The organism is Pseudomonas sp. TWP3-1, from assembly GCF_049896625.1.
Lineage (GTDB): Bacteria > Pseudomonadota > Gammaproteobacteria > Pseudomonadales > Pseudomonadaceae > Aquipseudomonas.
This window is the reverse complement of record NZ_JAFCUQ010000011.1, coordinates 1-18,476: the sequence shown is the minus strand read 5'-3', so window position 1 is coordinate 18,476 and position 18,476 is coordinate 1. Positions and strand designations below refer to the sequence as shown.

At 57.1% G+C, this 18,476-nt stretch carries 16 protein-coding genes; 7 read left to right on the top strand and 9 right to left on the bottom strand.

The genetic code is table 11. The features are described from left to right. Positions 1-85 precede the first annotated feature (85 nt). From fba to ACP7BN_RS16085, 3 genes are all read left to right on the top strand, one after another. Positions 86-1,150 (top strand): class II fructose-bisphosphate aldolase, encoded by a 1,065-nt coding sequence (gene fba, locus ACP7BN_RS16095; protein ID WP_027617054.1) that lies wholly within the window; start codon positions 86-88, stop codon positions 1,148-1,150. Between the two features lie 160 nt (positions 1,151-1,310). Next, positions 1,311-1,562: a helix-turn-helix transcriptional regulator gene (locus ACP7BN_RS16090; protein ID WP_426205216.1), complete on the top strand. Its 252-nt coding sequence runs from the start codon at positions 1,311-1,313 to the stop codon at positions 1,560-1,562. Positions 1,563-1,712: 150 nt separating this feature from the next. Continuing rightward, positions 1,713-2,618: a HipA domain-containing protein gene (locus ACP7BN_RS16085; protein ID WP_426205215.1), complete on the top strand. Its 906-nt coding sequence runs from the start codon at positions 1,713-1,715 to the stop codon at positions 2,616-2,618. A 535-nt stretch (positions 2,619-3,153) separates the two neighbouring features. Here the strand turns inward: ACP7BN_RS16085 and ACP7BN_RS16080 are convergent. From ACP7BN_RS16080 to ACP7BN_RS16065, 4 genes are all read right to left on the bottom strand, one after another. After that, the gene (locus tag ACP7BN_RS16080; protein ID WP_426205214.1) at positions 3,154-3,624 is read right to left on the bottom strand and encodes a hypothetical protein; all 471 of its coding nucleotides are present in this window, start codon (positions 3,622-3,624) and stop codon (positions 3,154-3,156) included. A gap of 594 nt (positions 3,625-4,218) precedes the next feature. After that, positions 4,219-4,671 (bottom strand): hypothetical protein, encoded by a 453-nt coding sequence (locus ACP7BN_RS16075; protein WP_426205213.1) that lies wholly within the window; start codon positions 4,669-4,671, stop codon positions 4,219-4,221. Between the two features lie 256 nt (positions 4,672-4,927). Then, positions 4,928-5,290 carry a DUF6124 family protein gene (locus ACP7BN_RS16070; protein WP_426205212.1) on the bottom strand — a complete coding sequence of 121 codons (363 nt, stop codon included), beginning with the start codon at positions 5,288-5,290 and terminating at the stop codon, positions 4,928-4,930. Between the two features lie 521 nt (positions 5,291-5,811). Further along, positions 5,812-6,480 carry a polysaccharide lyase family 7 protein gene (locus tag ACP7BN_RS16065; protein ID WP_420647310.1) on the bottom strand — a complete coding sequence of 223 codons (669 nt, stop codon included), beginning with the start codon at positions 6,478-6,480 and terminating at the stop codon, positions 5,812-5,814. Positions 6,481-6,803: 323 nt separating this feature from the next. Here ACP7BN_RS16065 and ACP7BN_RS16060 point away from each other — a divergent pair, with 323 nt between their 5' ends. The 3 genes from ACP7BN_RS16060 to ACP7BN_RS16050 are packed head-to-tail and all read left to right on the top strand — an operon-like array spanning position 6,804 to position 9,782. Then, complete coding sequence (locus tag ACP7BN_RS16060) at positions 6,804-8,927, top strand: putative bifunctional diguanylate cyclase/phosphodiesterase (RefSeq protein WP_426205211.1); 2,124 nt, start codon at positions 6,804-6,806, stop codon at positions 8,925-8,927. 46 nt (positions 8,928-8,973) lie between these two features. Then, positions 8,974-9,465, top strand: coding sequence for a M48 family metallopeptidase (locus tag ACP7BN_RS16055; protein WP_426205337.1), 492 nt, complete (start codon positions 8,974-8,976; stop codon positions 9,463-9,465). Positions 9,466-9,485: 20 nt separating this feature from the next. Further along, entirely contained in the window at positions 9,486-9,782 is a 297-nt protein-coding gene (locus tag ACP7BN_RS16050) for a winged helix-turn-helix domain-containing protein (RefSeq protein ID WP_426205210.1), read from the top strand. A 208-nt stretch (positions 9,783-9,990) separates the two neighbouring features. On the opposite strand, the gene ACP7BN_RS16045 is transcribed toward ACP7BN_RS16050, so the two are convergent. Beyond that, on the bottom strand, positions 9,991-10,443 hold the full coding sequence (locus ACP7BN_RS16045; protein ID WP_426205209.1) for a GNAT family N-acetyltransferase: 453 nt from the start codon (positions 10,441-10,443) through the stop codon (positions 9,991-9,993). Positions 10,444-10,701: 258 nt separating this feature from the next. Here ACP7BN_RS16045 and ACP7BN_RS16040 point away from each other — a divergent pair, with 258 nt between their 5' ends. Continuing rightward, the gene (locus ACP7BN_RS16040; RefSeq protein WP_426205208.1) at positions 10,702-11,439 is read left to right on the top strand and encodes a substrate-binding periplasmic protein; all 738 of its coding nucleotides are present in this window, start codon (positions 10,702-10,704) and stop codon (positions 11,437-11,439) included. A gap of 117 nt (positions 11,440-11,556) precedes the next feature. Here the strand turns inward: ACP7BN_RS16040 and yccS are convergent, their stop codons facing one another. The 4 genes from yccS to mdtD form a co-directional block, all read right to left on the bottom strand. Next, entirely contained in the window at positions 11,557-13,740 is a 2,184-nt protein-coding gene (yccS, locus tag ACP7BN_RS16035) for a YccS family putative transporter (protein ID WP_426205207.1), read from the bottom strand. 262 nt (positions 13,741-14,002) lie between these two features. Next, complete coding sequence (locus ACP7BN_RS16030) at positions 14,003-15,181, bottom strand: NAD(P)/FAD-dependent oxidoreductase (protein WP_426205206.1); 1,179 nt, start codon at positions 15,179-15,181, stop codon at positions 14,003-14,005. Between the two features lie 180 nt (positions 15,182-15,361). Then, positions 15,362-16,747 (bottom strand): ATP-dependent RNA helicase DbpA, encoded by a 1,386-nt coding sequence (dbpA, locus tag ACP7BN_RS16025; protein ID WP_420647302.1) that lies wholly within the window; start codon positions 16,745-16,747, stop codon positions 15,362-15,364. 57 nt (positions 16,748-16,804) lie between these two features. Continuing rightward, positions 16,805-18,232, bottom strand: coding sequence for a multidrug transporter subunit MdtD (mdtD, locus tag ACP7BN_RS16020; RefSeq protein WP_426205205.1), 1,428 nt, complete (start codon positions 18,230-18,232; stop codon positions 16,805-16,807). Between the last annotated feature and the right edge of the window lie 244 nt (positions 18,233-18,476).

Genomic DNA, 18,476 nt, shown 5'->3' with positions numbered 1-18,476 from the left:
CCCCCGATCCGCAATCACTTGAATAGCCGCCGCCGCTCCGGCAGGCTGGCACGATTAACGACCCAAACCGGGAGAGACACACACAATGGCACTTATCAGCATGCGCCAGATGCTGGACCACGCAGCCGAGTTCGGCTACGGCGTTCCAGCCTTCAACGTCAACAACCTTGAGCAGATGCGCGCCATCATGGAAGCCGCTGACAAGACTGACTCCCCGGTGATCGTCCAGGCTTCGGCCGGCGCTCGCAAATACGCTGGCGCGCCATTCCTGCGTCACCTGATCCTCGCGGCTATCGAAGAATTCCCGCACATCCCGGTGTGCATGCACCAGGACCACGGCACCAGCCCTGACGTTTGCCAGCGCTCGATCCAGCTGGGCTTCAGCTCGGTAATGATGGACGGCTCGCTGGGCGAAGACGGCAAGACCCCGACCGACTACGACTACAACGTCCGCGTTACCCAACAAACCGTAGCCCTGGCTCACGCCTGCGGCGTTTCGGTAGAAGGCGAGCTGGGCTGCCTGGGTTCGCTGGAAACCGGCATGGCCGGTGAAGAAGACGGCATCGGCGCCGAAGGCGTTCTCGATCACAGCCAGATGCTCACCGACCCGGAAGAAGCCGCTGACTTCGTCAAACGCACCCAGGTCGACGCCCTGGCCATCGCCATCGGCACCAGCCACGGCGCTTACAAATTCACCAAGCCACCTACCGGCGACGTGCTGGCCATCGACCGCATCAAGGAAATCCACAAACGCATCCCGAACACCCACCTGGTGATGCACGGTTCCTCGTCGGTGCCGCAAGAGTGGCTGGCAATCATCAACCAGTACGGCGGCGACATCAAAGAAACCTACGGCGTTCCGGTTGAAGAAATCGTCGAAGGCATCAAACACGGCGTACGCAAGGTCAACATCGACACCGACCTGCGCCTGGCATCCACCGGCGCAATGCGTCGCCTGATGGCCACCAACCCAAGCGAATTCGACCCGCGTAAATTCTTCGGCGCGACCGTGACCGCGATGCGTGATGTGTGTATTGCTCGCTACGAAGCTTTCGGCACTGCCGGTAACGCTTCGAAGATCAAACCGATCTCGCTGGAAGCGATGTATCAGCGTTATCTGAAAGGTGAGTTGAACGCCAAGGTCAATTGAGACTGGGTGTTGAGCTGATTTGAAAGAAACCCGTCGCGAGACGGGTTTTTTGTGGGCGTAATTTGATCCACCGGTAATAAGACGCGCGGCGCTTGAAATGTTACCTATAGCGGACATACTCAGACAAATGCACGGATAAAGTCCGATATAGGTGACATCAATGCTTCTACATAATCCCCCAGTCTTCGGCGGAAGGCTCCGCCAGCTGCGCCAAGCCAAAGGCTACAGCCAGGCAATTCTGGCGCATCGAGCCAAGTGCAATCGTAAAACCATCATTGATCTGGAGGCGGGTGAGAACGTCGCGCTCTATACCGTGTTCAGGGTTTTATCAGCATTGGGCATGGCGCTGGAAATTGTCGATAACCGAATTGATCTGAAGTCGCTCGCCGAGCTGGTAGAGCAAGATGAGTAAGGTCAAATTGCTCAACGTCATCACTGCGCAAGGTTTATCCGGAGCATTGTCCAAGGGCTCACAGTTTTCGTTTGCCTACGAATCTGCCGACGCTTCCAGGGAAGTGCCACTGGTCATGCCTTACGATCCGACGCCAAGTGTCAGCAACGTGTGCTTCAGGAAATCCTGTCGGCAGATGCTTCGCATGGTGTTTTCGAGTCGGGTATTTCAGGGGTGCAGCCCAAGGTGTTGGTGCCTGACCTGGACAAACTCTCCGGCGGCCGAAAAACCAGGCTCAGTTCCGACCTGATCGTGAAGTCAGGCGCGGATGAATACGCACACTTGGCGCAAAACGAATTTCTTTGTCTGGAAGTCGCGCGTATTGAAGGAATGGAAACACCACCATTCTGGCTGTCTGAAAATGGCGATCTGTTTGTGATGGAGCGCTTTGACCTGACTGCGGACGGGCGGCTGGGGTTTGAAGACATGGCCGTTCTGTTGGGACTCAACAAGGATCCTCACGACAATTACAAGTATTCCCAGAGCTATGAAACCCTCGCTGCCGTTATCGGCCAAGTCTGCCGGCATGGCGATCCACTTCGCGAATTGGAACGGTTCTACCACTCGGTCTGCCTTTCGGTGATGGTGCGCAACGGCGATGCGCATCTGAAAAACTTCGGAGTGATTTACGCTAACCCTGCTTTGCCAGAGACGGTGCGATTGGCACCGGTTTTCGATGTCACCACTACAACGGTCTACGAAAACTACAATCCAAAATCTGGCCGTTCATTGGTTGACCGTACGTTGGCAATAAAGATGAATAAGGTGAAAACCTATCCGGACCGGCAGCAACTGATTGAGTTCGGTCGAAAACAATGCGCGATACAGAAGCCTGCCGTCGTTATAGAGCGAATTGCTGAGGCGGTGACTGAGGTGTTGGTGAATCATCGCGGTCGGGTGAATGGTGAGCTGTTTGCTGATATGCAGCGGGAATGGGATGGTGATCGGGTGGTGGCTCTGAACGACTCCGTTGGTTCGGGATTGAGGCGCAAATCGGTAGGTAAGACCAGCAGCTGATATTCCTTAATTTGATTGAGACTGAGTGAAAAGCGGGCAACTAAATAAATTCCTCCCTTAGGCTTCTACGATTAAGCCGGATCGAGGTCTGTCGATTGGTTGATTAACGCGAAGCATCCTAGTGACTGCGACACATTCATGAGCACAATTTTCAGTGGATCAGTGAGCTACAAAATAGCTGGCGCCGAAAGATGGCGATGAACTTAACTCAATACGGTCGATAGTCAAATGATGAAATATGATTGTTGGCCGACCGCCTTCAGGTTTTGAGATGAATCGTATTGTTCGTAGTACAAACCATATCTACTTCGTGGCGGGTACTTTTTCAACCTCGCTTCTTTTCGAGATTCATCTCTGAAGTGATTTTATATATACATATATCCTTGGGCCGTCGAAAACCTGTTGGTGAATTGAAATATTATTTGCGGGTGTATTGCCGTCGTATATGAAGAATTCGATGGTGTCATCTTTTTTAGTCTGATTGATCAGCAGTGTAGAGATGTACATGAGCCGTCGGGCTGGAATTGCTTGTGGATCAGTTGATGGATTTCCAGAAGTTCTTGGAGGGATCGCGTTCAGGACTTGAGTGATGTTTCCAGGGAATGTACTGGTGGTTGGAGGCGCGTTCGGAAATAATGACATTTTTGTCGACCTGTTTAGATTTAAGGTTGGAAAGATGGCGCCAATCAAAGAGGGGAATTAAATGAATCCGTCTCCAATGATTTCCCAATGATTTCCTGTCCCCAATGATTGGTCCGCAATGATTGCTGTTCAAAATGTTCTGTTCGGAATAAAAGATAATTGGTGATTCTAAAAAGTTATTAAAAACTGTCATTTTTGACAGTGGTGATGTTCGGGTAGGTTCGTAATGATGGAAGCTCAATAACGAAAGGAGTTCTTTGATGAAGATTCGAATTGGAATTGATGATGTCGGCGTGTTAAACCTCAAGGATGGAAGTGCTTTTAGCGGCACTATAAAGGGTATGGACGCTGAAGGAGTGGTCATGCAGACTGGTCCAGAACCTGATGAAGTAGAGGCAGTGGCGCGAAGTGCTGTGAAATCGTTCAGTATTCCACGTGGTCTTTATTTCGATAAGCGGTACGGGAGTTTTGAATTGATAGGCGTTGGTCCATTCTTTGAAGGGGATGTGGGTTGTTTCCCTTCCCTTGGCCCCTCATATGTTGGCACGCATTCAAGGCCTCCGTCATACGACGCAGCGTCGGGAATGTGGTTTCATCCATCTCTAGGTGATTGTTCGTGTTCAGCCACGTGCCCAGGGAGTATTTCTACTAGCAGACCAGTTTTGAAGTGACGGGCTAGTCGCCGAATGTGTTAAGAGATAGGCAAAAAATAATCTCACGACCTATGCTAGCTCTCTCAATTTCGCCGCGTACATAAATGCTCCGTTTCGAGAGAATCGGAGCATTTTCATTATTTCTATTACCCTTCGGGAGTGAGTTTTCGGACGGTTATGCTCCTGTTTGGATCTAATCGAGTAGATTATTTTCAGACAGCAGGATGATTGTGACGATGAGCAGAGCATGAGTTGCATACAAGGTGGATAGGTAAATGATCCCCCTTGTATGCGATGCATCGCTATTAGACAGTGATCACGTAACCGTTTGAGAGAGATACAACGACCAATATGCCGGTGGCGTTTCTTTGGGAGTACGTAAGTTTGTATGTCCCGCTCGTAATTCCTAGGTTTTTAATGTTGTCTATGCTGTAGGCTGAGATGCACATGCCGTTGTTGTTAAGGATGCCTCTATTTTCAAAATTAGAGTCGACTATGTCGCCGCCAAAATTGAATGAGCTAGGAGGGTTAGTGGTGGTACTCTTCAAGTGAAATCCGATGACGTCGTGGTGTCTAGTGTTTATATGCAGTGGTGCTGCAACCCTGAAGCATTCTTGGCCATTGTCTATATACTTTTCAAGGTGAGGGGCGGGCGCGATAGCTGCGGTAGTGATGATGGATGTTGGCAACGGTAAGCTATTAACCGGGCCGCTTGTAGGTATAGGGCTTGGGGTTATTGGTGTGATGGTGGTTGGCATTTCAAGACTCTCCATGAGTGGGTGCCTATAATTTATTGTTATCAAGTTGATGGCAACTGTCATAGTTGACAGTTTTTTAAAGCTTTTCGGCATTGGTGTTATGCGCTTTAGTTGCTAAGGGGAGATTCCGATTTCGATTGCGCTCAAGTACTAGAACTTGTCGTTCTGTTAGAAATTGAACCAATTATCGGTTTTTCTAAGAAACCCGCCGGGTGCGCATTTTCTTCGTAGTTGGAACGCTTGAGCCATCCGCCGATTAAATTGTTGGCTCTACATGATCCAGTGCCTGATTCACCGCCAATTCTCCAAGCATCACCAATTGCGCAATACCCAACGCAGTTTTGCGGTGAGCGGGGTCTAGTACTGCGGCGAAGTTGTTGAGCATTTCGCTGGCGGAGCCGAGGGTTTCGCTGGCGTTGGCCAGCAGGGATTCGCTGTTGTAGGCGGGGTTGGCGAGGTACATGGTTTCGGGTTCGTTGACCGTGGCCATGATGCGCGCGCCGGGGCAGAGGTAGTGATCGAGGGCGCGGTCGGCGGCTTCGTTGAGTTTTCGCGAATCGAGGGATTCGTAGGGGGAGGCCGGGTCTGTGGCCGGCGGATGTGGTGTCGATATAGTCATGTTTCGTCTCCGGAAATGAAGCCGACACCGGATCGCTACTAAACGAAGGGGTGGCAGCTGAACGCAGGTTAGTAGACCGGGGAGACGCGAACCGGCGCGCCCGAAGGCGCCCTGCGTACAGCTACCATCAAGTGCAGATATAGAAATACCTGACTGCATGGAGTGCAAATACGCATCGCGAACCACGGGCTACTAAACCCGATCACTGCGAATCAGTGACCCGAATCAAGTTACCGATGGCCCTCCAGGCGCACAAGCCGGCGGATTCTGGCTTAGTGGTAGGTAATGGCGCAAGGCGTTGTAGGCTGGATGACGTAACGCTGAGTGTCTTTAAACAACTTGGTAAACAGCGACGGGATTGGCTGGGGAATACAGACTTGTGGCGAGGGGACTTGTCCCCGTTGGACTGCGCAGCAGGCCCCTGCTTTCCAGAGGCAGAGCGGGGCCGCTGCGCGACCCAACGGGGACAAGTCCCCTCGCCACAGAGGTATGTGTTTTGCCGAGAGGTCGGGGGGAATTTGTTATTTGTCGTGGTCGATGTCGAGCTTGCTGAAGGTTACCTGGCCACCCTCGCTGGTGTAACCGGTGTTGTCCTGAACATAAACGCCAGCCTTGAAGTACAACGGTTTATTCCTCCACGTCGCGCTGATCTGCGAATCCCACTGATACCCCGCCGCACTGATGCCAAGCGCGCCACCCGGGCTCAGGTGAATCAGGTAGTTGAACTCGCGGTCCATTTTGATCCCGGTCGCCAAGGTGATGACGCGACTTTCGTCGTCGTCCGGGTGCATGCGCACTTTGATGACGAGGTTGCCGGTTTCGGTCTTGGTTTTGTACTGATACTCAAGCTTGACCATCGGTTTCTGGCTTTCATACGCATGAATCTGGCCGATGACGATCTTGCCCGAGCTGGGGACTTTGTTAACCGTCAGGGTCGCGCGCAGCGAGTTATCGGCGTCTGGATAGAGCCAGTTGCGCAAGGTGCCGTTGCTGTAAGTTTCGCGCAGTTCGGTGCGCGGGTAGATGGCGTTTTCGGTTTTCGAGCCTGTCACCGGAGACCAGAAAAACAGGGTGCCGGTGTCTGAATGGAAGTATTGATTCTTGAAGCCTTTGACCAGTTTGGAGGTTTCGACGGTGTAGGGCGGGCTGCCAACGGGAACGCTGAGGTTCCAGGTTGCGAGATCGATCATGTCGTTTGTTCCATTCTGTTTTCACTGCACGCGCGTACCAGAAGCTCTAGCACGCGGGTTTTGGGGGCGGCCTTTATAAGCGCAGGAGGATTTTTTGTTAACGCCCGTCCGGCAGATGATTGGCGCCAAACTCCTGTCGAAATGCCATCTGTCCCGGTTTACGGGGGCTGTGGCGGTGACCGTTAGTCGGCTAACCGTGGCTGGGGGCAAATGATGGCTTGATGACAGCTATTGCTTTGAGCGATCCCGGACTAGAGTGGACGCTCAGTACGTGTACGGTTTTTAACCGCGAAACCGCCTGAAGTCCCGACAAGAGAAGCAGCATGGAATGCGCGCAAAACCCGCCAGTTGAAGGCAGCTCTGTCCTTTTGATCGTTGATGATTACCCCGAAAATCTGACCAGTATGCGCGCGTTGTTGCAGCGCCAGGACTGGCAGGTGTTGACGGCTGCCTCGGGTTTCGAGGCGCTGAGTTTGTTGCTTGAACATGAAGTCGATCTGGTGCTGCTGGACGTGCAGATGCCGGGCATGGATGGCTACGAAGTCGCGCGTTTGATGCGTGGCAGCCAGCGCACGCGACTTACGCCAATCATCTTCCTCACCGCCAACGAGCAATCGCAGGACGCCGTGATCAAGGGCTACGCCAGTGGCGCGGTGGATTACCTGTTCAAACCGTTCGACCCGCAGATCCTCAAGCCCAAGGTTCAGGCGTTACTGGAGCACCAGCGCAACCGTCGGGCGTTGCAGCGCTTGAGTCATGATCTGGAAGTTGCCCGCGCGTTTAATGCGTCGGTGCTGGATAACGCGGCCGAAGGCATTCTGGTGTTGGGTGAGGACGGAGTGATCCGCTTCGCCAATCCGGCCATCTCGCGGCTGTTGAATGCGCCGGTGAAGGAACTGGAAGGTAAGGAATTTCTCGATTACTTACAGAAACCGCACATTGCCGAGTGGGCTGATTCCGAGTTTTACGCCCATTACCAATCCGGTCAGACCTTGCGACTGCACGACGCGCTGCTGCGAACCGCGCCCGGCCAGCAAGTGCCGGTGGCGCTGTCTTGCGCAGCGCTGCCGGCCGAGCAACACGCGATGGTGGTGACGGTGCTGGACATGTCGGTGGTGCGCCATCTGCATCAGCAACTGGAGTTTCAAGCAGTGACCGATCCGCTGACCGGGCTGCTCAATCGGCGCGGCTTTTACCAGACTGTCGAGAATCTGCTGCTGCGCGGTGAGCGCGCGGACAGCCGTTGGGTGCTGATGTACCTCGACCTCGACGGCTTCAAACGGGTCAACGATTCCCTCGGCCACGATGCCGGCGACCGTGTGTTGCGTTGGGTGTCCGAGCAGTTGAAGGCGTGCTTGCGGCCGTTCGACATTCTCGCGCGGATGGGCGGTGATGAGTTCACTGCGCTGCTGGATCTGGAGTTCCCCGAGCAGGCGGCGAAGATTGCCGAGAAGCTCATCGAACGGGTGTCGATCTGTCAGCAGATCGAAGGCATGGATATCGCACTCGGCGCGAGTATCGGCATCGCCACTTACCCGGATTGCGGCAATAACCTCGACGGGCTGATGCGTGCATCTGACATCGCCATGTACGAGGCCAAGCGCGCCGGGCGGCAGCAATATCGCTTCTACGATCACGAAATGAACGGGCGCGCGCGCTCGCGCTTGATGCTCGAAGAGAGTGTGCGCAACGCCATCGAGAATCGTGATTTCAATCTGGTCTATCAGCCGCAGGTGGCCATCGCCGATGGGCGGATCCGCGGTTTCGAGGCGTTGTTGCGCTGGCAGCATCCGAGTGTCGGCGATGTGCCGCCGGGGTTGTTTTTGCCGTTGCTGGAGGAGGCGACGCTGATCAGTCGGCTCGGTAGCTGGATTTATCATCGTAGCGCTGGCCAGCGCAAGGCGTGGGAAGGGCAGTTCGCGGATGATCTGGTGCTCGGCGTGAGCCTGAGCAACACCCAGTTCGGCATGCCGAATCTGGTCACCGAATTGCGTCAGGTGCTGGATCGCCACGGCTTGCAGCCGCATCAGATGGAAGTCGAGGTGACTGAGGAAGCGCTGACGATCAATGCGGACGAAACGCGCAAGCAATTGCGGCTTTTGCGCAATCTCGGGGTGCGGGTGGCGCTGGACGATTTCGGCTCGGGCGCCTGTTCACTGGCGCATTTACGCGATCTGGAACTGGACACGCTGAAACTGGATCGACACTTGATTGCCAAATTACCTGACTCGACGCGGGATGCTTCGCTGGTGCGCAGCGTGCTTGAACTGTGCAAGGAATACGGTTTGCTGGTGATCGCCGAAGGCGTGGAAACCGTCGAGCAATTTCAGTGGCTGCAAGCCCACGGCTGCGAATATGTACAGGGCTTCCTGGTGGCGCGACCGTTGATCGCCGAGGACACTGCGCGCTTTGTCGAGCCGTTCGAGTGGAGCGCGTTGGCCGATTGAATTCGCTACACTGGCGACCTTTTCCTGAGCCGTGTCTGCCCGCCCGATGATCGCGTTGAAATACCTCCTGGCCTATCCCGCGAATTTGCAGGATCAGGTGCGCCAATTGATTGCCGAAGAACGCCTCGGTGATTACCTGAGCCAACGCTATCCGGATCGCCACGACGTGCAGAGCGACAAGGCGTTGTATGGCTACGCGCTGGACTTGAAGCAGGAATACCTGCGCAATGCGCCGGCCATCGACAAGGTGCTGTTCGACAATCGCCTCGACCTGACCCACCGCGCGCTCGGCTTGCACACCACGGTGTCGCGAGTGCAGGGCGGCAAGCTCAAGGCCAAGAAAGAGATCCGCATCGCCTCGCTGTTCAAGGAGGCCGCGCCACAGTTTCTGAAAATGATCGTGGTGCATGAGCTGGCGCACTTCAAAGAGTCGGATCACAACAAGGCGTTCTATAAATTGTGTGAACACATGCTGCCGGGCTATCACCAGATCGAGTTTGATCTGCGCGTGTACCTGACGTGGCGGGATATGCAGTGAACGATCAAGGGGATTCATGCATGGACGTGAGCAAGACCAAGAGCAGTTTCTATCGGCGTTTGTATGTGGCGTATCTGATCGACAGCGGTCTGGCCTGCAGCGTGCCTGCGCTGACCGATGTCACGGGCATGCCGCGGCGTACGGCGCAGGACACGATTGCGGCGTTGGCGGATCTGGATATTGTTTGCGAGTTCGAGCAGGAAGAGGGCGGGCGCAACCATGCCGGAGGTTATCGAATTCGTGAGTGGGGCGCGATTGATCGGGGCTGGATCGAGCGCAATCTGCGGCAGGTGAAGGCGGTATTGGGGTATCCCTGAGTTGCGTGTTCGCCTTGAGATTGTTTGCCCTCACCCCAGCCCTCTCCCAGAGGTAGAGGGGGCCTATTGGGGGATATTGGGGAGAGATGCCGACGTGCACCGGCGCTGGTGAATCCATAATCGCCAAGCTTTTTCAGGTCGATGTTTAGCGTAAGACACCTCGGTCAGTCCCCTCTCCCTCCGGGAGAGGGCTAGGGTGAGGGGCTTTTCAGGAACGCCGCATACCTATATGCGGAATATCATCCTCAAGGTATTCCTCACCCGCGACAACAAACCCGTACCGCCCGTAATACCCCTGCAAATGCGCCTGCGCTGAAAGATAGATCGGCACCTGCGGCCAGTGTTTCTCGGCCTGCTTCAGCGCCTGTTCCATCATTTCATGTCCCAAACCTTTGCCACGCCCGGCAGGCGCCGTCAGCACCCGCCCGATCACCACGTCGCCTCCCTGGGATTCCGGATCGAGCAGGCGCAGGTAAGCCATCAACTGGTCATCCTCCCAACCCATCAGGTGATAGGTATCGCCGTCCAGATCCTGGCCGTCGAGGTCCGGGTAAGCGCATTTCTGTTCGACGACAAACACTTCCGACCGCAGCTTCAACAGCGCATATAGCTGCTCCTTGCCCAGATCGCTGTGATGTTTGCAAACCCACTCGATTGTCATCTTCTGATTCCTTGAACTGTGTCGCCCGATACTAAGCGCCGCGACGAATTCTGTCTGTATGGCGCATTAATCTGTGACGAAGGCCAAAATGCCATCATTCCTTTTCCGCGCCGCTGACATCTTTGTGTAATCTGCTGGGAAGCGCTGTGCGATGGCTTCAATGAGCTAACGTTAGGGCCTGGGATTTGCCGGAAAAGGGGTCTTGGGGTTTTGACTGGAAAGCACGCCGGGCTGCCCGCCCGCTAAGGATTTTCAAGCATGCCGCGATTGCATCAAGCCTTTGCTTTGGTCGGGTTGCTGTTGCTGGGTCAAAGCGCTGCAGCAGAGAAACTGCGGCTGGTGTTCGACGTCTGGCCACCGTTTACCGATGACACGCTGGTCAATGGCGGCGTGGCCACCGATATCGTCAGCACTGCACTGGCGCGTGCCGGCTATGCCAGCGGTTACGAACAAGTGCCGTGGGCGCGGGCGTTGCTCGGTGTTGGTGAGGGGCGTTATGACGTGCTGGTCAACGCCTGGTACAACGACGACCGCAAAAAGCTCGGGCAGTTTTCCGGTGAGTATCTGCTCAACCGCATTCGTTTCATCAAGCGCAAAGACGCGCCTATCGAATACAACAATCTTCAAGAGCTGCACACTTATCCGATTGCGGTAGTGCGCGGTTACGCCTATTCGCCGCCGTTCGATGCCGACAGCGCATTGCAGAAAGTCCCGGTGCATAACTTCGCCATGGCAGTGCGCATGCTCGCGGCGGATCGGGTCAAGCTGACGCTGGAAGACGAATATGTCGCGCGCTATTACCTGGCGCGCGAATCATCGAAAGTGCGCAATTCCGTGGAGTTTCTGCCCAAGCCGCTGAGCGAGAACAGCCTGCATATTCTCGTCAGCCTGAAGAACCCGCAGCATGCGCAGATCGTCGCCGGGTTTGATCGGGCGATTGCGGCAATGAAGGCTGATGGCAGTTATGACAAGTTACTCAGGCAGCATGGGATGTAAGGGTTGATCCAATATTTTCGGTGGGGCTGATGGCCCAATCGCTGGCAAGCCAGCTCCCACAGGTTTCGCGGTGTACATAAATCCTGTGGGAGCAGCGATTGGGCCAGTCCGGCCGACTCAAGTCTCGCTGGTGTCCTTGATCAGATGCGCCGCCAGGGTGCGCAACGGCCCGAGCTGGCGGCAGATCAGCGCCAGTTGGGTTTGCACTAGCCGTTGGCCTTCATCAATCTCGTCCGGCATTTGCTCCAGTTCGTTGGCCAGCGCTTCCTCTTCATCGCTCTGAATCGCAATCGGCTGCTTGCTCGCCAGACCCTGCGCGATCTCGTCGATGCTCGCCGCCAGACTCACGCCCGCACCATCGATCAACTGCTCGCGTACATCCGGCGGTAGCGGAGTGTCGCGGTGCGCACCCAGGCCCGACAGATAACTGAGCAACGTGTGCGACAGCACCAGAAAGCGGAAACCCACATCGGCTTCTTTCCTGAAATGCCCCGGTTCCATCAGCATGTTCGCCAGCGTGGTCGACAGCGCCGCATCGGCGTTGTGCGCGTTGCGGCGGGCCAGGCGATAAGCCAGGTCGTCACTTTTGCCGGCGGCGTATTGCTGCATGATCTGCCGCAGATAGATGCTGTTGCAGGTCAGGGTGTTGGCCAGCACTTTGTTCAGGCGCCGACCCTGCCAGTCCGGCAGAAACAGAAATACCGCAAGGCCGGCGATCAAACTGCCGAGCAACGTATCGAACAACCGTGGCAGGAACAGTCCGTAACCGTCGCCGACCTGGTTGAAGCAGAACAGCACCATGATCGTGATCGCGGCCGTCGCCAGCGTGTAGCGCGTGGTGCGGTTGGTAAAGAACACCACCCCGGCGGCGATGGCGAAACATGACTGGACCAGCGGACTCGGGAACAGATCGAACAGTGCCCACGCCACGGTCAGGCCGATAGCGGTGCCGAAAATCCGCTGACCGAGCTTGCGCCGCGTCGCGCCATAGTTCGGCTGGCAGACAAACAGCGTGGTGAGAATGATCCAGTAACCCTGCGACGGGTGAATCAGATGCACCATGCCGTAGCCGATACTCAACGCCAGCGGCAGGCGCAGGGCATGGCGGAACAGCAGCGAAGTCGGTGTCAGTTGTGTGCGCAGACGAATCCACACGTCTTTGAAATTGCGCGGCGAGCGGTCGAGCAGGCTGCTGTCGGTGGCATCTGCCAGAGCATCGGGATTGCTCGCATCGCTGAGCAAACGGTCGAGGGTGCCGAGGTTGGCTGCCAGTGCGCGCAGCGAGCGCAACAAGCCGCGCCACGCCGGATTGCTCTGGATGCGCAGGTGTTCGAGGGAGGCGTGCAGGTCGTTTAGCGCTTCGGCAAAACTCGCGTCATAGATGAACGGCTGGCGCATCTGGATCGATTCGGCCAGCGCGCGGCAGGCCTTGCCTTGCTGGCGCAGCAGGCGCTGGCAGCGGAACAACACGTCGCTGTGGAAAAACGCCTCGGCCAGCGCGTTGTACGGATAGTGCGAAGAACTGGCGCGTTCGTGGATGTCCTGTGCGAGGAAGTACAGCTTCAGGTAGCGGCTGACTTTTGAGCCGGGGCGACCGTTGCCGACCCGGTGCAGGATGATTTCCTTGGCGCTGTTCAGAGCAGCCACCACGCGACCATTCTGCTGCGCCAATTCCAGACGTCGGGCTTCGACGTCCATCTGCCGGATCGGCTCGAACAACGCGGATTTCAGCTTGAGATAGAAGCCCAGTTCGCGGAACAGCCGCGCCAGACTCTGCTGTACCGGTTGGTTGGAAAACATCGCCTGCCACAGAACCGAGAGCAAGCCGTACCATGCGGCGCCGGCCACCAGCAGCATCGGCTCATGCCAGAAATCGGTGACCGCACCGCCGCGCTGGTCAACGCCGATCATCGTGTAGACAGACAGAATCAAGGTTGCCGAAGCGATCGCACCATAACGCTCGCCGAGCGCACCGAGCATGGTCAGGCCGAAGCTTGCCAGCGCCAGCGCAATGGCGAAAACGATGGGATAGGGGAACAGCAATTCCACCGACAATGCGGCGACGCTGAAACACACCAGCGTCACGGCGAGTGCGTTGAGGCGGCCCTGCCAACTGTCGTCGGTTTCGGCCAGGGCGCTGGCGATAATTCCGAGGAACAGCGGGATCAGCAGCCCCATTTCATCCTGATACCAACACAGCGCCATGCTGCCGGTCAGGGCGATGAACACCCGCACGCTGTAGCTGAATTTATCCAGCGCCCACAGGCGCCGCAAAGACTGACGAAACGAGGTCGAGGACATGAAGTGCGAAGGCCTTCCGAGGCGATGCCGCTAAATTGAGCCAGTAATGACGCCGACGCAATGGCGCCGATCACATCTGACAGCAAAAAATGTTCCTTTGAGATCTTTGCCGGGCTCAAATTTTGAATCCGCCAAATAAACCTGTGGGAGCTGGCTTGCCAGCGATAGCGGTCTGACATTCAAAGACAATGTTGAATGTGCAGGCCTCATCGCTGGCAAGCCAGCTCCCACAGGGATTGCATTTCACATTTTGAGAATGGTGTCAGACGTACTGCGCCGCCGCGTAACCGGAGGCCCAGGCCCACTGGAAGTTGAAGCCGCCCAGATGCCCGGTGACGTCGAGCACTTCGCCGACAAAATACAGGCCGGGGCTTTTCAGCGATTCCATGGTTTTCGACGACACTTCGCGCGTGTCCACGCCGCCCAGCGTTACCTCGGCCGTGCGATAACCTTCGGTGCCGGCCGGGACGACTTTCCAGCTCCCCAGCTTCTCGGCGATCTCCGCCAGTTCAGCGTAAGTGTACTGCTTCATCGGCTTGGACACGAACCAGTTGTCCGCCAGCAGGTTGGCCATCTTCTTGGTGAAAATCTCGCCGAGCAGGGTTTTCAGTTCGCTGTTCGGGCGCTCGGCGGTTTGCTGTTGCAGCCAGCTCGCGGCGTCATGATCCGGCAGCAGGTTGATCTCCACCGTGTCGCCGGATTCCCAGAACGAGGAAATCTGCAAAATCGCCGGGCCGCTGAGGCCACGATGCGTGAACAGGATGTTCTCGCGAAAACTCTGGTCGTTGCAGCTGACCAGACAATCCACCGAGGTGCCGGATAATTCGGTGCACAGCTCTTTCAACTGGTCGGTGATGGTGAACGGCACCAGCCCGGCGCGGGTCGGCAGCAATTCATGGCCGAACTGTTTGGCGACCTGATAACCGAAGCCAGTAGCGCCCAGCGTCGGGATCGACAGTCCGCCGGTGGCGATCACCAGCGACTGGCACTGGATCTGCCCGAGGGTGGTGTCGAGCAGGTAACCACCCTCGACTTTCTCGATGGTCTGAATCGAGGTGTCGAGGTGCAGGCTGACGCCGACCTGATCGCACTCGGTGAGGAGCATTTCGAGGATGTCGCTGGATTTGTTATCGCAGAACAACTGGCCGAGTTTTTTCTCGTGGTAGGGCACGCCGTGTTTGGCGACCATACCGATGAAATCCCACTGGGTGTAACGCGCCAGCGCGGATTTGCAGAAATGCGCGTTGTGCGAGAGGAAATTGCTCGGCTCGGTGTACATGTTGGTGAAATTGCAGCGGCCACCGCCGGACATCAGGATTTTCTTGCCGGCCTTGTTCGCATGATCGAGCAGCAACACCTGACGCCCACGCCCGGCGGCGGTCAGTGCACACATCAAACCTGCGGCGCCAGCGCCAATGATCACGACTTCGGTAGAGCGCAAAACGGTGTCCTCAAATTTCACTAAACAGACCAGGGAAGGCTTTTGTGGCGAGGGAGCTTGCTCCCGCTCGGCTGCGCAGCAGTCGTAAACCTGGAATCACGGAGTGACTGGCAGATTGAGGGGGCCGCTTCGCAGCCCAGCGGGAGCAAGCTCCCTCGCCACAGGTTCAACCGAATACAGTCAGAGGATGCGGACGCGCAGCGAGCGGCCTTTGATCTTGCCGTCGTTCAGACGCTGCAGCGCTTGCATGGCCACGGTGCGTTCAACCGCCACATAGGCCTGGAAGTCGAAGATCGCAATCTTGCCAACCTGCGCGCCCGGAATACCCGCGTCGCCAGTCAGAGCACCGAGAATGTCGCCCGGACGCACTTTGTCTTTGCGGCCGCCACCGATGCACAGCGTGCTCATCGGCGGCTGCAGCGGGGCGCCGCCCTGGGATTTCAGGTTGTCGACCTGATCCCAGTTCAGCGGGGATTTTTGCAGTTGTTCGATGGCTTGCGCGCGGTGCGCTTCGGACGGTGCGACCAGGCTGATCGCGATACCTTTTTCGCCCGCACGACCGGTACGGCCAACGCGGTGAATGTGGATTTCCGAGTCACGCGCCAGTTCGACGTTGAGCACCATGTCCAGCGAATCGATGTCCAGACCACGGGCGGCGACGTCGGTGGCGACCAGTACCGAAGTACTGCGGTTGGCGAACATCGCCAGCACCTGGTCGCGGTCACGCTGTTCCAGATCGCCGTGCAGGCCGACGGCGGAAATGCCTTTGGAGGTCAGGTGATCAACGGTTTCCTGCACTTGCTGCTTGGTGAAGCAGAACGCCACGCAAGACGCCGGACGGAAGTGGTGCAGAACCTTGGTCACCACGCTCATGCGCTCTTCCGGAGTGATCTCGTAGAAGCGCTGCTCGATCTGCGTGTCATCGTGGAACGCTTCGGCCTTGACCGTTTGCGGGTCACGCATGAATTTCGAGGCGAGTTGCTTGATGCCCACCGGGTAAGTCGCGGAGAACAGCAGCGTCTGACGACGGGCCGGGGTCTTCTCGATGATGTCTTCGATGGCGTCGTAGAAACCCATGTCGAGCATGCGGTCGGCTTCGTCAAGGATCAGCGTGTTCAGGCCGTCAAGCACCAGCGAACCCTTGCGCAAGTGTTGCTGGATACGCCCTGGGGTGCCGACGATGATGTGCGCGCCGTGCTCCAGCGAAGCGATCTGCGGGCCGAAAGACACGCCGCCGCACAGGGTCAGAATCTTGATGTTGTCTTCGGCACGGGCAAGACGACGGATTTCCTTGGCGACCTGGTCTGCCAGTTCGCGCGTCGGGCAGATCACCAGTGCCTGGCAACCGAAGTAGCGCGGATTGATCGGGTTCAGCAGACCGATACCGAACGCAGCGGTCTTGCCGCTGCCGGTCTTGGCCTGGGCGATCAGGTCCATCCCTTTGAGGATCACCGGCAAGCTCTGCGCCTGGATCGGCGTCATCTGGGCATAACCGAGAGATTCGAGGTTAGCCAGCATGGCGGCGGAGAGCGGCAGAGTATTAAAAGCGGTGGCGATGGTGGTCACGGGACTGGCCTGCAAAACAAAATGTCGCGCAGTGTACCAGCCCGGTGGCCATTCGCCCTAAGGCTCGATGTGTTCTTCCGGACGTTTGACCCGCCGTCCGTCATTCTTCGACAATTGCGAGAAGATCGTTGCAGCCAGCATGGCCATGATGCCAACGGTGACGAACGTGAGCTGAAATGCGCCCAACACGGTGTCAACGCCGTCGTTTCCGACCTCTGCCGTGAAGCCGCCGAGCAATGCGCCGGCGCAGGCGACGCCGAGGCTCAGCGACAGTTGCGCGACCACTGACAGCAAGCTGTTGCCGCTGCTGGCGCTGGCGTCGTCGAGGTCAATCAGGGTCACGGTGTTCATTGCGGTGAATTGCAGCGAGTTGATCGCGCCGAGCACAGCCAGCAGGCACAGCAGCAGCCAGTACGGTGTCTGCTCGCTGACCAGGCCCATGCTCGCCAGCATGATCCCCAGCAGCAACGTGTTGACGGTGAGGATGGTGCGGTATCCAAAGCGCTCGATCAGCGGCCGCGCCACGGATTTGGCGAACATCGCCGCAGCGGCCAGTGGCAGCATGCTCATGCCAGCCTGCGACGGCGAATAACCCAGCGCTACTTGCAGCAGCAATGGCACCAGAAACGGCAGGGCGCCGCTGCCCAAACGGGCGAACAGGTTGCCGAGAATGCCGACCGCGAAGGTCCGCGTCTTGAACAGCGACGGTGCGAACAGCGGATTTTCGATGTGCCCGGCACGCAACCAATATGCCGCCAGACAAGCCATGCCGCCAAACAGCAACAGCATTACCCGCAGGTGCGGCAGGTGCAATTCGCCGAGGCCTTCCATGGCGATGGTGATCAGCACCATCGCCGCGCCGAACAGCAGGAAACCCAGGCTATCGAAGCGCGTACGCTCAGTGCCGCGCAGGTCGGGAATGAATTTCCACACCGCGTAGCAGCCGATAGCGCCGACCGGCAGGTTGATCAGGAAGATCCAGTGCCACGTCAGATACTCGACCATCCAGCCGCCCATGGTCGGGCCGATCAGCGGGCCGAGCAGGCCGGGAATGGTGATGAAACCCATGATCCGCACCAGCTCCGAGCGCGGGTAGGCGCGCAACACCACCAGGCGCCCGACCGGCAGCATCAGGGCACCGCCGAGGCCTTGAATCACCCGCGCGCCGATCAGCATGCTCAGGCTGCTGGATAACGCGCAGAGCAGCGAGCCGATGCTGAACAGCAGAATCGCGCCGAAAAAGATTTTCTTGGTACCGAAGCGGTCGGCGATCCAGCCCGAGGCCGGGATCAGCAATGCGACCGTGAGCATGTACGCGATGATCACGCCCTGCATGCGCAGCGGATCTTCAGCGAGATCGCGGGCCATGGCCGGCAGGGCGGTGTTGAGAATGGTCCCGTCGAGGGACTGCATGAAGAACGCAATGGCCACGACCCACGGCAACCAGCGGGCAGTGATGGCGTCGAGAGGCAGGCGGTTGGGCATGGAACCTCTGAGAAAGTGAATCAGACGGAACACGACCCTGTGGGAGCTGCGGTGCGACGGGTCGACTTGCCAGCGATCGCGGACTTTCAGACAGCGATGATGTTGAGTCTGATGCCCTCATCGCTGCATTGGTATCTACACATCTCCCGATCCTGGTCTATAAAGGGACGGCATGGATATCAAATGACTGGGCTAGATGCCCGCCTGATAAAACGATACGACGAGTTAGTCATGGGACACAGTA